The 14,669-nt window shown below is 59.7% G+C and carries 12 protein-coding genes and 1 riboswitch; of the genes, 5 read left to right on the plus strand and 7 right to left on the minus strand.

Going from position 1 to position 14,669, the window contains the following annotated elements; all coding sequences use genetic code 11:
• Positions 1-65: 65 nt before the first annotated feature.
• Positions 66-2,654 carry an erythromycin esterase family protein gene (locus tag I5L79_RS05505; RefSeq protein ID WP_196954001.1) on the minus strand — a complete coding sequence of 863 codons (2,589 nt, stop codon included), beginning with the start codon at positions 2,652-2,654 and terminating at the stop codon, positions 66-68.
• 190 nt (positions 2,655-2,844) lie between these two features.
• Positions 2,845-3,261 (minus strand): hypothetical protein, encoded by a 417-nt coding sequence (locus I5L79_RS05510; RefSeq protein WP_196954002.1) that lies wholly within the window; start codon positions 3,259-3,261, stop codon positions 2,845-2,847.
• Positions 3,262-3,491: 230 nt separating this feature from the next.
• Here I5L79_RS05510 and I5L79_RS05515 point away from each other — a divergent pair, with 230 nt between their 5' ends.
• The 5 genes from I5L79_RS05515 to I5L79_RS05535 all read left to right on the plus strand — a co-directional run bounded on the left by I5L79_RS05515 (position 3,492) and on the right by I5L79_RS05535 (position 9,207).
• Positions 3,492-3,782 (plus strand): LysM peptidoglycan-binding domain-containing protein, encoded by a 291-nt coding sequence (locus tag I5L79_RS05515; RefSeq protein ID WP_196954003.1) that lies wholly within the window; start codon positions 3,492-3,494, stop codon positions 3,780-3,782.
• 362 nt (positions 3,783-4,144) lie between these two features.
• Positions 4,145-4,258, plus strand: a riboswitch (SAM riboswitch).
• A gap of 382 nt (positions 4,259-4,640) precedes the next feature.
• Positions 4,641-6,023 carry an O-acetylhomoserine aminocarboxypropyltransferase/cysteine synthase family protein gene (locus tag I5L79_RS05520; protein WP_196954004.1) on the plus strand — a complete coding sequence of 461 codons (1,383 nt, stop codon included), beginning with the start codon at positions 4,641-4,643 and terminating at the stop codon, positions 6,021-6,023.
• Positions 6,024-6,250: 227 nt separating this feature from the next.
• The gene (locus tag I5L79_RS05525) at positions 6,251-7,285 is read left to right on the plus strand and encodes a homoserine O-acetyltransferase family protein (RefSeq protein WP_196954005.1); all 1,035 of its coding nucleotides are present in this window, start codon (positions 6,251-6,253) and stop codon (positions 7,283-7,285) included.
• Positions 7,286-7,372: 87 nt separating this feature from the next.
• Positions 7,373-8,242 carry a hypothetical protein gene (locus I5L79_RS05530; RefSeq protein WP_196954006.1) on the plus strand — a complete coding sequence of 290 codons (870 nt, stop codon included), beginning with the start codon at positions 7,373-7,375 and terminating at the stop codon, positions 8,240-8,242.
• A gap of 59 nt (positions 8,243-8,301) precedes the next feature.
• Positions 8,302-9,207 carry a S66 peptidase family protein gene (locus I5L79_RS05535; RefSeq protein WP_196954007.1) on the plus strand — a complete coding sequence of 302 codons (906 nt, stop codon included), beginning with the start codon at positions 8,302-8,304 and terminating at the stop codon, positions 9,205-9,207.
• A 3-nt stretch (positions 9,208-9,210) separates the two neighbouring features.
• Here I5L79_RS05535 and I5L79_RS05540 read toward each other — a convergent pair whose 3' ends face one another.
• The 5 genes from I5L79_RS05540 to I5L79_RS05560 all read right to left on the minus strand — a co-directional run bounded on the left by I5L79_RS05540 (position 9,211) and on the right by I5L79_RS05560 (position 14,557).
• Complete coding sequence (locus I5L79_RS05540; RefSeq protein WP_196954008.1) at positions 9,211-10,113, minus strand: alpha/beta fold hydrolase; 903 nt, start codon at positions 10,111-10,113, stop codon at positions 9,211-9,213.
• A gap of 108 nt (positions 10,114-10,221) precedes the next feature.
• The gene (locus tag I5L79_RS05545) at positions 10,222-10,536 is read right to left on the minus strand and encodes a hypothetical protein (RefSeq protein ID WP_196954009.1); all 315 of its coding nucleotides are present in this window, start codon (positions 10,534-10,536) and stop codon (positions 10,222-10,224) included.
• Between the two features lie 73 nt (positions 10,537-10,609).
• Positions 10,610-11,638 (minus strand): M28 family peptidase, encoded by a 1,029-nt coding sequence (locus I5L79_RS05550; RefSeq protein WP_196954010.1) that lies wholly within the window; start codon positions 11,636-11,638, stop codon positions 10,610-10,612.
• Between the two features lie 58 nt (positions 11,639-11,696).
• Positions 11,697-13,202 carry a cysteine--tRNA ligase gene (gene cysS, locus I5L79_RS05555; protein ID WP_196954011.1) on the minus strand — a complete coding sequence of 502 codons (1,506 nt, stop codon included), beginning with the start codon at positions 13,200-13,202 and terminating at the stop codon, positions 11,697-11,699.
• A gap of 239 nt (positions 13,203-13,441) precedes the next feature.
• A complete protein-coding gene (locus I5L79_RS05560; RefSeq protein ID WP_196954012.1) occupies positions 13,442-14,557 on the minus strand; it encodes an endonuclease/exonuclease/phosphatase family protein in 1,116 nt (371 codons plus the stop codon).
• Between the last annotated feature and the right edge of the window lie 112 nt (positions 14,558-14,669).

Raw genomic sequence — 14,669 nt, forward strand, 5'->3', positions numbered from 1 at the left:
AGGGTGAGGAATCTGGGGAGCTTGGGTGAAAGCCTCAGATTCCTCGCTTCACTCGGAATGACAGCTCACTTTTTGGTGGCTTCCAGCTCCGGGGCCGCCTCGGCGGGTGTGGGGCGCTGGTAGGTTTGCCAGAACTCGGGATGGTGCGGGACTTTGGTTACCTGCCAGATACCTGTGCCGCTACCCTGCAGCTCCGGGTGGGCGTTGACGTCGGGGACTTCTGCTGCCGGCACTACCACCGGCGGCGTGTAGTACACGTCGCAGGCTTGCTGCTCGTAGAATGGCTTACCGCCCAGCGCGTGGCCTACTTTAAGGGTCTGGGCTACGCTGGTGGCCGCGTAGTAGCGGCCGGAGCTGCTTTTCTGGTACGTTACCACGTGCGCCGACCGATGATCATCAAACACTGTTGAGAAAAAACGGGCAATAGTGCTCTTACGCCCATAATACTTCCGGGCAATGGCGTTGACCTCTACCGTATCGTGCTGCCAGAGGCTTTCGTAGCGCACCACTGCGTAGTCCTGCTGCCGCACGTATACTTTGCCGGAATAGCCGCTCACGAATCCAAAGCCCGTAGTACGCTTGCTGGCCCGCTTGGCCACGAACCGGATAACGTAATAGGTTTCGGTACCGCGCTGCTCAATGCTGTCGAGTTGCAGCCGAAATTTGCCCAGGGTGGCAGTTTTGAATAGCGGAGAAACCCGCACAGCGTCGAAGCCCCCGGCAAAGCCGTAGCCGCCTTCGTGGTAGGCTCCTTCTTTATCCGTTCCGGTTAGCAAGCGCTTCTCCAGCACCCGTACCACCGGCCGCTTTTCCAGCATCAGAAAGCCGCCGGCCCAGTGGTGATACCCGGCGGGCGTCCACTCCTGGCCGGTGTACTCTACTTCGTGGCGGAGCGTATCGAAACCGGTGGCGCGGCGGTGCGTGTACTGCTGCTGTACATAGTCCTGCTGCTCGTAGTTGGTGGCGGCGGCCTTTATCACCTTTTTCATAATGCGCCGCGGGTCCTGCGACTGGGCGCTTACGTGTACATCGGCCAGGGCAAAAGCGGCTGGCACCAGGCGCACACTCAGCGCGGCCGGACTCAGGGCTGTAAGCGTGGCGGGTTCGTAGCCGATGCTGCTCAGTTGCAGCAGCTCGCCCCGGCGCACCTGGAGTCGGAACCGGCCTTGGGCATCTGTTATGGTCCCGGCGCTACGGGCAGGCACAGCTACCGTGGCAAACGGCACCGGCAGGCCGGTTTTGCGGTCGAGGACCGTACCGCTGAGCGCAAAAGCGTCCCCCGCAGCAACGGCAACCGGGCGGCCAGCCGGGTTCAGGCGGCCGGGCACCGGCGTAACCAGCGTTGCGGCGGCAGGTGTTTCCGTTCCGGAATCGGCAAACGGTACCGCGCCGTGCGGCGGATTCACCGATTTCAGATACAGAAACCCATCTACCACTTCGCTCCACGGGCCAGTCTGTGGCTTGTATTCGAAGGCGTACGTAGTCAGGGTTTTGCGAGGGGCATTGTGCTTTAAACTCACAAAAGCATACTCCTGACCTGGGGCCAGCAGCTCGGCTTCCAGCGTGCCAGCAGCCGGCACTGGTACGGTTTGGTAGCCGCCCATGCCCGCAAAGCCGTGGGTACCGCTGCCGGCCAGCGTACCCAGCACATACACCGCGTCTTCCCCCAAAGCCGCTTTCACGGCCCGCCCCATCGGCTTATAGGTTCTGATTTCGGCGTCGTTGAGCTTTTCCACCTTGTTGGCCAGATGCGGCAGGGCGCCCCAGCACACCACTTTTTCCTGCGGATGCTGGCGCAGATACCACAGCAGGTTGGCGGCCATCTGCGCGTCGCGGGGGTTGCTGTCGGTGGCCCGGAACTCGGTGGAGTCCTTCACGCCGGGGTCGTTGGCGGCGTAATCGTGGGCCGCGGCCTGCAGGCTGCGTAGGTTCTGAAGCCAGAAAGCCGCCCGTTCCCGCCGCTGGGCATCGGAGCCGGCAGCCACTTTCTCCAGCAGCCTGCGCGCTTTGCCCAGCTGTAGATCGAAGATTTGAATCTGGTGAGAAGGCGGAAACAGGAAATGCTCCCCCATCATGCTCAGGCACTCGTCGAGGTAGTCGTAGGCAATGCCGTCGGCCCCTTTTTCGGGTTTGAGCAACGCCTCCAGCTCCTCCAGCAGCTCGTCCTGGTAAGCCCCGCTCAACTGGTAGTCGAACCCGGTTACCTTCAGCTTACCCGGCCCCAGCAGCGGCAGCACCTCCCGGAACTCACGGGTGCTCGTCCACACCCCAAATACGCTGTTGTTGATGGCCTCGGCGGCCGAAGTGCCGGCCTGCATGGCGCGTTGGGCTTTGTCAAGCTCATAAAATCCGCTTTCAAACGCGACCGTGGTAAAGCCCATGCGTGCCTGCAAAAACCGCAATAACCGGACTTTGGCCTCGAACACGTTGCCTTCACCGTGGGTGGGTTCCCCCAGCATCACCACCCGGGCGCCACCTATTTCCTGGCGCAGAAATTCCAGGTCGGAGAAGTCCGTATCGGCGGAGTTGATACTGCGAATGGTATGAACGGGCAGCGTAGCGGTTGGGGCGGCAGATTGCGCCAGGCAAAACGTACTGGCCGTAATGCACCCCAAAAAGGCCAGCATCCAGCGGCGTGTAAATGTATTCAGCATATAAAGCGTAAGGAATGAAGCACTCGTGCCACAAGCTACTGATGGCAGGTCAACGACCTTAGTATCCCGAGCTGATTTCGGCGAAAAAGGCTGCATTCCTTTGGAAGCAAATATCAAAAAAGCCCTTCCGCACAAGACGGAAGGGCTTTTCGAGTTTTTCAGACTGCTTTTTCGAACCTAGCAGCAGAGGTTATTCTTTTTCAAGACGCAGCTCAGCACCAGCCGGGCTCTTTAAAGTCAACTTGTCGTCGGTGAGTGTTACTACGTCGAAGGTGTTGCTCTGAGCCGCGCCATCGGGCGTCATCGTGATTTTGTTGGCCGTCTGGTCGAAGGCGTATTTGCCAGCAACGGTACCCGCGGGCGAAGCCATGTTATACTGACCGTTGGCGTAGAAAGTGATACGCTCGTCTTCCTGGGCGTCGGTCTGGGCTACTTTGTCGCCGGTAGAGCTGAGCTCTTTGTCAGTTTTCCAGACTTTGCTGTCGGTACCGTAGAGCATGTTTACGCCTTCAACTTTGCCTTCTTTGCTGCCGCAGGACGAGGCGAACAAAGCTACCAGCACCAGCAGAGCGGCCAGGTAGCGAAATGGGTTGGTTTGATTTTTCATCGGAAAGAATAGGGAGTTGGTGAACGGAGAGAGTTCAGGAAATGCAGGCGGCCAGCGCTATATAGTCGAGCCACCAACTATGCGCCTCTTACGGCGGGCCGGTAAAAGATGTTCCCGCAAGCTGCCGACAAAAACCTATTGAGCAGGTCGGCGTATGAAAGCTCAACCCTACGGGCATCTGCCTGATAGTCGGCTACTTCTCCCTACACCTTTTAACGATTCGTACTGCCATGGGACTTTTTGATTTTCTTTCCGACAAAGGCGAAAAAAAGCCTGTTGCCCCCGCTGCCACCCCTGCTCCTGCAGCCAATACCGACTTCTTCGGTAATACCAACCAGGCTACACCCAACGCTGGTGACTCCTACACTGTAGTAAGCGGCGACTCCCTTTCCAAGATTGCCAAGCATCACTATGGTGACGCCGCCAAGTGGCACCAGATCTACGACGCCAACAAAGCCACCATTGGCTCGAACCCCGACCATATTGAAGTAGGCCAAGTACTGACGCTGCCCAAGCTGTAGGCAGCCCTGTTTCCCGATAATATCCTAAAAAAGCCACTCTTCCAAGGGTGGCTTTTTTGTTGTCGAATCAGCTTTCTGGTTTCCGGCCTATGATGCTTTAGGGGTGCAAGAAGCTAAAAAAATATTCTTGGCCGACAGCTTACTTCATAAAAACCGCTGGTTACTTCGTCTATATCTTTCACCTCATTTTACTTATATACAGATCGTTAATCAATATTCACACCTGTTGATATGACCTACTAACAGGGGGAGAAAAACTCTGTAAAATATTTTCAATGGCTATTGCATATATCAAAATCATGGCTATACCTTTGCAACACCAACCCGGTACTCCCCCGCTCGCGGCGGGGTAGTTTTCATAGGATTTATACAGAAGCGGCGAGAGAACAGGCTCCGTGACCCGCTGGCAACCTTCGACCGCGCGAAAGGTGCCAATTCCTGCCCGACCAGCCTTCCGGCGGCGGGGAATATAACCTTCGAGTACCATGGAAAACTCCTTCGCTTCCGCCTCTACCAACCCTACTGCTCCGGCCGCATCTTTGCCCGCCGTTCAGCCGTGGGGTTTCCGCGTGGCTGCTCTCAGCCCGGTTGCGGAGCGAATGCGAATGCGCCCCTGTTGCGGCGCGTGTTGTTGCTGTTGCTAGCCATTCCGGCTCCAGCCTCCCCTTCCCCGCCTGCCCAGCTTCGCCCGGTGTTGCCGCTTTTCAACGCACTAGGCGGTATCGAAACAGCCTGACCCGCTTCTTTTCGGCGGTTTATCGGGCCCGATACGGGCTCGGCTACGCTTCTTCGTAGCCGGTTATTCTTTCCATTCGCCTTTCCGGTTTCTCTTCCAACTGTCTTCCAAACAGCCCTATTATGTCTACTCAGAACCTGCGCTTCGAAACCCTTCAACTCCATGCCGGCCAGCAGCCCGACCCCACCACTGGCGCCCGCGCCGTTCCGCTGTACCAGACTACCAGCTACGTGTTCAAGAACGCAGAGCACGGCGCCAACCTGTTTGCCCTCAAGGAGTTCGGCAACATCTATACTCGCTTGATGAACCCCACCACCGATGTGTTTGAGCAACGCGTGGCGGCCTTGGAAGGTGGGGTAGCAGCCTTGGCCGTTTCTTCGGGGCAGGCGGCTCAGTTCATTGCCCTCAACAACATTCTGCAGGCTGGCGACAACTTCGTTTCGACCTCGTTTTTGTACGGCGGCACTTACAACCAATTCAAAGTGGCTTTCAAGCGCCTGGGTATTGAGGTGCGCTTCGCCGACGGCGACAAGGCTGAAAGCTTTGAGGCCTTAATTGACGAAAACACCAAGGCCCTCTACCTCGAAACCATCGGCAACCCCGGCTTCAACGTACCCGATTTCGAGGCCATTGCAGCCATTGCCGAAAAGCACGACCTGCCGCTCATCGTGGACAACACCTTCGGGGCGGGTGGCTACCTGTTCCGGCCGCTGGAGCACGGCGCCCATATTGTGGTGGAGTCGGCTACGAAGTGGATTGGCGGCCATGGCACCTCCATTGGCGGGGTAATTGTGGACGGCGGCAAGTACGATTTCGGCAATGGCAAGTACCCGCAGTTTACCGAGCCCTCGGAAGGATACCACGGGCTGGTGTTCAACGACGTATTTGGCAAAAACGGGCCGTTCGGCAACATTGCCTTCATCATTCGGGCCCGGGTGGAAGGTCTGCGTGACTTCGGGCCTTCGCAGAGCCCATTCAACTCCTGGCAGCTACTCATCGGCCTCGAAACCCTGAGTTTGCGCGTGGAGCGCACCGTAGAAAACGCCCTCAAGCTGGCCGAGTGGTTGGAGCAGCACCCACAGGTGGAAGCTGTGAACTACCCCGGCCTTAAGAGCAGCCCCTACCACGCGCTAGCTCAGAAATACCTCACCCGCGGCTTTGGCGGCGTGCTCACCTTCGCCATCAAAGGCTCCAAGGATACGGCCACGCAGTTCATCGACAACCTGAAGCTGGTAAGCCACCTGGCCAACGTGGGCGACGCCAAAACGCTCATCATCCAGCCCTCGGCCACCACGCACCAGCAGCTTTCCGAAGAGGAGCAGCACGCCGCCGGCGTTACGCCCACACTGCTGCGCATTTCGGTGGGCATCGAGCATTTTGAGGACATCCGTGCCGATCTGCAGCAGGCATTCGACGCCGTGCAGAACGCCGCCCCCATCGAAACCCAGGACGGCGACCTGCTGCCTGAGCCCGAAATCGAACACGCCGCTCCACTGGAAGTCTGATAACCGGAGAGGGGTTGAGAGCCCGGCCGTCCTGAGAGAGCGGCCGGGCGTCAACTTCCAGTGTACGCCGCAGGCAGATGACCGGAAGGCGCCGTGCCGCCCGGCTCATCTTGCCCTGGCTTGGGGCTGGATCAACTGCACGGCACCGAGTTTGGTGGATGGCCTTTTACCACTTTGATGCCTGCTGATTCAGCCCCTTCCCGGGGCTTTTTGTTTTTGACGCATCTATGAGCTCCGAACCGCACTTATACCGCTTGCCGGCCGCCCTTCCGCTGGAAAGCGGGGCCGTGCTGCCCCACGCACAGCTAGCCTACCACACCTACGGCACCCTCAATCCGGCCCGCGACAACGTGGTGTGGGTATGCCACGCCCTCACGGCCAACTCCGATGTGCTGGCCTGGTGGCCCGGCCTGTTTGGCACGGGCTGCTACTTCAATCCCGAAGAGCACTTTATTGTGTGTGCCAATATCCTGGGTTCCTGCTATGGCTCTACCGGCCCGCTCAGCCCCCACCCTGACACGGAAACCCCGTGGTTTCAGGCGTTTCCGCTCCTCACCATCCGCGACCTGGTAGCGGCCCACGAGCAGTTACGCCAGTACCTGGGCATCGAGCGGATTCATACGCTGATCGGGGGCTCGATGGGTGGGCAGCAGGCGCTGGAATGGGCTGTACAGAAGCCCACGCTGTTCGAAAACCTGGTGGTGCTGGCTACCAACGCCCGGCACTCACCCTGGGGCATTGCCTTCAATGAAGCGCAGCGCCTGGCCATCTTTGCCGATGCCTCTTACCACGCGGCCACGCCAGACGGCGGCGCGGCTGGTATGCGGGCGGCCCGGGCTACGGCCCTGCTCAGCTACCGCAGCTACGGCGCCTACCACCAAACCCAGGCCGAGCCCACCGACGACCAGCTAACCGATTTCCGGGCCAGCGCCTACCAGCAGTACCAGGGCGACAAGCTGGTGGCCCGCTTCAACGCGTACACGTACGTAGCCTTGTCGCGCACGATGGACACGCACCACCTGGGCCGCGGGCGCGGGGGCGAACTGGCCCCGATGCTGGCCGGCATTCAGGCCCGCACGCTGGTTGTCAGCATCAGCTCCGACGTGCTGTTTCCGCCCGCCGAGCAGCGGCTTTTGGCCCGGCACATTCCCGGCGCTATGTACGCCGAAATGGAGTCCGGCTTCGGCCACGACGGCTTTCTGATTGAAACCGCCCAAATCACGCACTTTCTGGAGCGCTTCTTTACCCGGGCATTCGTGTAGTAAGATACTTAGGCACATGCTATAAGGCAATTTGGCGGGGCAGACGTGTATCTTTAGCGGCTCTACCTCCCAGCCCGCTGCCCGCCCATGTTCCTGCCTCTGCTTATTCCGCTGTTGGGTCTGCTAACCGGCTGGCTGACCGCCACGCCCAAGCCCGACAAGACCGTAAAAACCGACTTCCAGCAGATGGTGGCCGCCGAGGTGACGTTTGCCGCTTATGGCAGCCAGCACAGCGTGCAGGATGCGTTTGGGAAATTTCTCAGCCGGGCGTGGATGTTCAGTGAAGGCCAGTTCCAGACTGGGGCTACCTTATACGCCAACCAACCCGAGAAGCCCGGACGCCTGCTGTGGCGACCGATACACGCCGGTATTGCGGCCTCCGGCGACCTGGGGTTTACTACTGGCCCCTGGGAGTTCCACCCCGTTTCAACCGACGATAAACCGGTGGCTTTTGGTGATTTTGTCACTCTCTGGCAGAAGAATTCGGCTGGCGACTGGGAAGCCATATATGATGGCGGCGTGTCACATGCGGCCTACGTCAAGCCAACTAAGGCCGTCTGGCCCACGAACTACCCCGCCAAGCTGCAGACTTCCACCGATACGGCCCGCCTGCGCCAGACCCTGCTCGCCACCGAAGCTGCTTTTGCCCAGCGCGCCCGCCTGAGTTTGCGCCAGGCCTACAAGCCAGTGCTGGGCGCTACGGAAGATCTACGGCTATTGCGCGAAGGGCAGCTGCCTTATATCGGCAACGGGGCGCGGGCACTAATAGAAACCTCGCCCCGCCCGGCTCAATTCTCGCTCCTGCGCTCGGGTATATCAGCGGCCGGCGACCTGGGCTACACCCTCGGCTACCAAGAAAGCACGCCCAAGCGCGGCTTCTACCTGCACGTCTGGCGCCTTACCGACGCCAAGTGGCTGCTCATCTTGGAAGTACTGAGCCCTAACCCGGCAGGATAATAGTAGCGAAGAGTTAGCCCTTTATTATCCCGCTTCCTCATTCCGCGTAGCTTTGCGCTATGCCTACCATCAGCCCCGCTCCGCTTCGTTCCGGCGACCAGGTTGCCATTGTTTGTACTGCCCGTAAGGCCTCGCACGAGGAGCTGGCTGCTGCCGTGGCGACCCTGGAAAGCTGGGGGCTGCGCGTGGTACTGGGCGAATCGACCAACGTGGCGCACCACCAGTTTGGGGGCGACGATGAAGTGCGTCGCCGCGACCTGCAGCAGCAGCTCGACAACCCCGCCATCCGGGCCATTCTGGTGGCGCGCGGGGGCTATGGTACTCCCCGTATTATCGATCAGATTGACTTTTCGCGCTTTGGGCAAGACCCCAAGTGGGTAGCGGGCTTTTCTGATGTTACTACTCTCCACAGCCACCTGCTACGGCTGGGCTACCAGAGCATTCATGGGGTAATGCCAATTTTCTTCCACCAAGAAGGCGGGGCGGAGTCGGTGGATAGCCTGCGCCGGACCCTTTTTGGGGAGGCGGTGCGCTACGAGGTGCCCGCTCACCAACAAAACCAATTGGGCACTGCTACCGGTGAACTGGTGGGCGGCAACCTGAGCATGCTGCAAACGCTCACCGGCACCGCCTCCGACGTATCCACCGCCGGGCGTATTCTCTTCCTGGAAGACATCGACGAATACCTCTACGCCATCGACCGGATGATGGTGCACCTGGACCGTACCGGCAAACTGCGCGAACTGGCTGGCCTGCTTGTGGGGCATTTCACCAATCCTCAGGACAACGCCACGCCTTACGGCCAGACGCCCAACGAAATCATTGGGCAGTACGCCGCCAGGTACGGTTTCCCAGTAGCCCACGGCTTCCCGGTAGGCCACGAAGCCCGCAATATGGCGCTGGTAGTTGGGCGCGAGGCACGCCTTACTGTAGCGGCGGCAGGGGCCGTGCTGGAATACGTATAGCCGTTAGTTGACCGGGCGCTGCCGCCGCAGGAAAGCTAGCACGGTTTCGTTGAACAGCGGTCCGTTTTCCTGGGGAGCATAGTGCGTAAGCCCGGGCAAAATGACCACTTCCCCCTTCGGAATACTACGGGCAATGAGGCGGGTATGAGCTTCTCTAATGATGTCCTTTTCGCCGGCCAGCACCAGTACCGGAGCAGTAATGGCTTGCAGCTGCACGGGCTTCGTGTTTGGATAATTCAGTAGCATAGCGGTTAGGCGGGCACCCCGGCGGAAAGCCTGGTTAAATGGAGCCAGCAGCATCAGCTTGCGGTGGTCCTGGCTTACCTGCTTCAGCATGGCTGCGTCGACGGCGGTGGTATCGGCATAGAGGTTGGCGCCCATCGTGACGAGGCTTTTCACTTGGCGTGGGTAACGCAGGGCCATGCTCAAACCCGTATTGCCCCCGTCGCTCCAGCCCAGGATGTGCGCTGCCGGGATGCGCAATGTAGCCAGCAGGGCATGCATATCATCAGCAAACAAATCGTAGGTAAGCGTACCGCGTGTGCTACCCGACTTGCCTTGGTCACGGGTATCAACGGCAATAACCCGGTATTCCTTGGCCAGTGTGCCAATCTGCTGCATAAAGCTAATGATGGACTCCCCGTTCCCGTGCAGCAGCAAAAGCGGCTCGCCCTGGCCATAGGTTTCATAGTAGAGCCGCACCCCATTGGCGGTAGCATAGTGGCCCGCCTTACGGTTGCTGCCGTAAGCGACAATTCCCTGCCCTGCCACGGCCAAGTACTGGTTGCCAGTAGGCTCTGCTACCAACTGCCGCTGAAAGCCAGCGGACTTGGAAAACTGCCGCCAGCCCTTCGGCAAGCCTTCCGGTGAAAGGGGCGTAGCATCATCGAAGCTGCCGTTGGTCAAAGCAACCGGCTCCCAGCTACCCTTCGGCTGCTCTACCTCTACCTTGAAGTCGTCGAAAGCAAACTGTCCGTTTAGGTAATAACCTGCGAAGACCGTTAGTGTGTCAGCCTACTTGTCCAGTTGGCCATTGATGGTATAGGTTTCCCAGTTATTGCTGACAGCCTTTCGAGGTAAGTGCGCAGGGGAGCCCTGACGCTTTCTGGTGCGCACTACGGAGCAGGTTAGCCAGGCATCGGCTCCACCAGACTGGGCCGTATCTACTTTGATACGAGCCGATACCCGGTAGGGCAGCCCAGCATAGGGCTTGACATCCACCTTTTGCAGAATGCCGCCGGTAACGGCCTGTTGTGCTGCGGCGGGCAACAATGCTATTAGGCTCAGCAGTAAGCCAACACCAGCCCAGCGACCTTTTTTGAAATACATGAAATTGGGTAGAAGGTAAAAGCCCCAGCAACTTACGCAGCCGGGGCTTCATTTTGTGGTGTAAACAAGGTTACTATTCTCCATATAGCACCTGCAGCAGCGTCTGGCCCACTGCTTTGAGGGTGCGCCTATCAATGACGCTCATGTTGTCCTGGGTGGTATGGTGGTAGGCCGGGAAGGTTTCGTCGCCGAAGGGCAGCGTGTCAATAATGTCGATGGTAGGTACGCCGGCCTGGTTGGTGTACACGTGGTCGTCGGTTATGCCGCCCATGTCCCTGAAGATAAACACGTCGGAGTAGCCAATACGGGCCGCCGTGTCCCACACCTTAGCTACGGTGCTGAAGGCATTCTGGCGGGAAATCTGCTCCCGGCTGAACTTGGCATTTTTGGCGCCTACCATATCGAGCAGAATGCCATACTGCGCCTTATAGCCGGCCGGCAGCAGGTTTTTGGCCCAGTACTGAGACCCCAGGCACCAGCTGTCCTTGCCCAGGGCTTCGAGCTGGTTGGTCAGCTCACTCTGGCTGGTGTCGTCGTGCCCATAGTCCTCGGCGTCAAACAGGATGAAGTCTACACCTACATTGGGCTGCAGGCTGTCGGGCTGGGCGGCCAGCACGCGGGCCACCTCCAGGGCCACACCCACACCGCTGGCCCCGTCGGACGCGCCATCGAGCGGGGCATTTTTGTGCTCTTTGTCTTTGTCGGCGAAGGGGCGCGTGTCCCAGTGCGCGAAGATGGCTACGCGGCGGGCAGCCTGCGGATTGAACTGAGCCACAATGTTGCGCGACTTCAGCATCTTGCCATCAAAGGCCATAGCCTCGAAGGGCTGCTCCCGCACCGTGAGGCCGTACTTTTTAAACTCCCGCACCAGCCAGTCGCCGGTTTTTACGTGGGCTTTGGAGTTGGGCACGCGCGGCCCAAAAGCCACCTGCCGGGCCACGTAAGCGTAGGCCGAGTCGGCGCTGAAGGCGGGGGATTTGGGCAGGGGCTTCTCCGTCGGCTCGGTAGTGGCTTCAGGAGTTTTCTGCTGGTCCCGGCATCCGGCAATCAGCAGACCAGCGGCCAGCAACGCGGGGGCCAGACGGAAAAGGCGAAAGTTCATAGCGGTAAAAAGGCCGTCGTGCAGAGGCAAAGCCGTAGCATAACGAGGGAGGTGAAAGTTAGTCTTCGCTGTAGGCCCAGTCGACGCCGGCTTTGGTGTCCTTCACCACAATACCCTGCTCCTTGAGGGCGGCCCGGATGTCGTCGACCTTGCCGTAGTCCTTGGCGGCTTTGGCTTCCTGGTAGAAGCGCAGCGTAAGGCCCAGCAGGTCTTCCACGCTGGCGCGAGGCTCGTCCTGCAGGCCCAGCACGTCCAGTACCAGCGCCCGGTACACTGTGGAAGCCTCCGTGAGGGCCGCCTCACCTACCTGAGCCAGCGTGGCCGGGTTGGCAGCAAAGCCGTTGAGCTTGCGCAACAGGTTGAAGAGCGAGGCCACGCAGCGGGCCGTGTTGAGGTCATCGTTGAGGCCCGTGAAGCAGTCCTGCACCAGCTTGCTTAGCTCGGCGTCGGCAGCTGTGGTATCGGCGGCGCGCTCGGTGCCTTCGGGCAAAGTTAGCTTGTCCAGCATACGCAGGCCGTTCATGAGCTTGCGGTAGCCCTTGCGGGCCGCCTGCAGGGCCTCGTCGGTCACGTCCACGGTGCTGCGGTAGTGGGCCTGCAGCAGGAAGAAGCGCGCCGTCATGGGCGAGTAGGGCTGCGCGAGGATGGTGCTGCCGCCCTGAAACAGGTCGGTGATGGTGATGAAGTTGCCGAGCGACTTGCTCATCTTCTGGCCGTTCACCGTAATCATGTTGTTATGCATCCACACCCGGGCCTCGTCGGAGTGGGAGTGGCTGGCCTGGCTTTGGGCTATTTCGCACTCGTGGTGCGGAAACATCAGATCCAGCCCGCCGCCGTGGATGTCAAATTCAGCGCCCAAGTACTTGCGGCTCATGGCCGAGCACTCCAGGTGCCAGCCGGGAAATCCTTCGCCCCAGGGAGAGGGCCAGCGCATGAGGTGGCGGGCATCGGCGTTTTTCCAGAGGGCAAAATCCAGGGGACTGCGCTTTTCTTCCTGCCCGGCAAGGTTGTCGCGGGAGCCGGCCAGCAGCTCCTCCACCACGCGGTTGGAAAGCTTGCCGTAGCCGCGTCCGGCGGCGTTGTAGGCTGGTACATCAAAGTACACCGAGCCGTTGACTTCATAGCCGAAGCCGTTACCGATGATTTCCTGAATCAGCTGAATCTGCTCGGTGATGTGGCCGCTGGCGCGGGGCTCTATGTCGGGCGGCAGGCAGCCCAGCACCTCCATGTGGCGGTGGTAGAGGTTGGCAAACTGCTCAGCCACCTGCATGGGCTCCAGTTGCCGTGCCCGCGCCATCCGGCTGATCTTATCCTCGCCCTCGTCGGCGTCGCCCGCCAGGTGGCCCACGTCGGTGATGTTGCGCACGTAGCGCACGGTGTAGCCCAGGTAGCGCAGGTAGCGCGTCAGCACATCAAACACCACCGGCCCCCGGGCGTTGCCCAGGTGCGCCTCGCTGTACACGGTAGGGCCGCACAGGTATACGCCCACGAAAGGCGCGTGTAGCGGCTGGAAAGCATCTTTGCGGCGGGTAAGCGTGTTGTAGAGCGAAAGTGGGTGCTGCATGGGAGCAAAAGTAACCGCAGATTTTGCAGATTAAGAGGAAGGCACCGATTTTATCATCGGCGCTGACTTCGCCGGTTGGGTGGTTGGCTTTAACAACTTTCCCCTACAAATGGCTGATCAAGCTTCAATTTCACTCCAACTAAGTCTAAAACTCCGCCCCAGCAGTACAAAACCTCAGCTTGGGAGTTTATAAAGTTCAATACGGGGTATATATTCCTTGTTGGTTGGTACAAATCCCGCTACTGAATCTGCTTCTTTGCCAAGCGGTAGGTAGCAGAGGTGGGAAAATGGTCGGAGTACGGAATTTCGTAGTGCACCCGGAAATCCTGAATCTGCCACTGCGGGCCGGCAAACTGGTTGTCGATGCGCACGAAGGGCAGGCGGCCATTGTAAGTGGCGCCCACACCGTTGCCCACCGTAGCGTGGGCGTTCTGCAGGCGGTCGGCCAGCTGGTCGTACGTATAGCTGTAGGGTAAATCGTTGAGGTCGGCGCAGAACAGCACGGGGTAACGGCACTCGTCCATATGGCGGCGCAGGGTGTCTACCTGCCGGGCCCGGGCCACCAAGCCGCGCTTGAAGCGGCGCAGCAAGCCCAGTCCTTTGGCTTTTAGACCGGCCTTGCTGGAGTAGCTGTCCACAATATCCTGCTCGGCCATGCTCATGCTCTGCAGGTGGGCGTTGTAGACGCGAATGGTGTCGCCCTGGGGCAGGCGCACGTCGGCAAACATGGCGTGGTTCTGGGTGAGCCGGCCGAACGGGATAGTGCCCCGGCGCACAATGGGGTAGCGCGAGAAAATAGCCAATCCAAACTGCGCCCCAATGCGGTTTTCCAGCGAGACAGACACAAACGGCTGCCTCCCCTGCTCCTGCCCGATGCGGCGCACACTCTGAAACACCTGGCCATTTTCCTGCGTGGGCTGAGGCTCGTTGTAGAATTCCTGCAGGCAGATGATGTCGGCCGGGTTTTCGGCCACCCATTTTATCATGGCCTTCGAAGAAGCGAAGTTCTTGCCGCGCAGCTGCCTATATACATTAAAGATGCGCACGTTGGAGCTCAGCACCCGCACGGGCTCATAGTCGGCATTGACATCAGGGCCCAGCGGGTGCAAAGCCAGTCCCCGCTGCAGGTGCGGCCAGGTAAGCACCAGCACGGCCAGCGGCAGCAGTGCCACCGGCCAGCGCCGCAACAGCCAGTACAGCAGCCAGCCCGCATTGAGGAACAGCGCCACCGGCAGGCTCATGCCCACGAAGGCGGCCGGCCACACCTGGTAAGGCGGAATCTGCAGGGCGCCGATGGCCAGCAGCACCCAGGCTACCGTCAGCACAGTGCACTTGAAGGCAAAAGAACGACGCACGAAATCAGACACGAATGAGGCCGCAAAATACGATATCCAAGGGTTTCCGGCGCACCATGCCACCAATCAGGCCGAAGCGGTATCTTTCGAATCTGTTAGACTTTACTCTTAC

This window comes from Hymenobacter guriensis (assembly GCF_015773195.1).
In the GTDB taxonomy this organism is placed as follows: Bacteria; Bacteroidota; Bacteroidia; order Cytophagales; family Hymenobacteraceae; genus Hymenobacter; species Hymenobacter guriensis.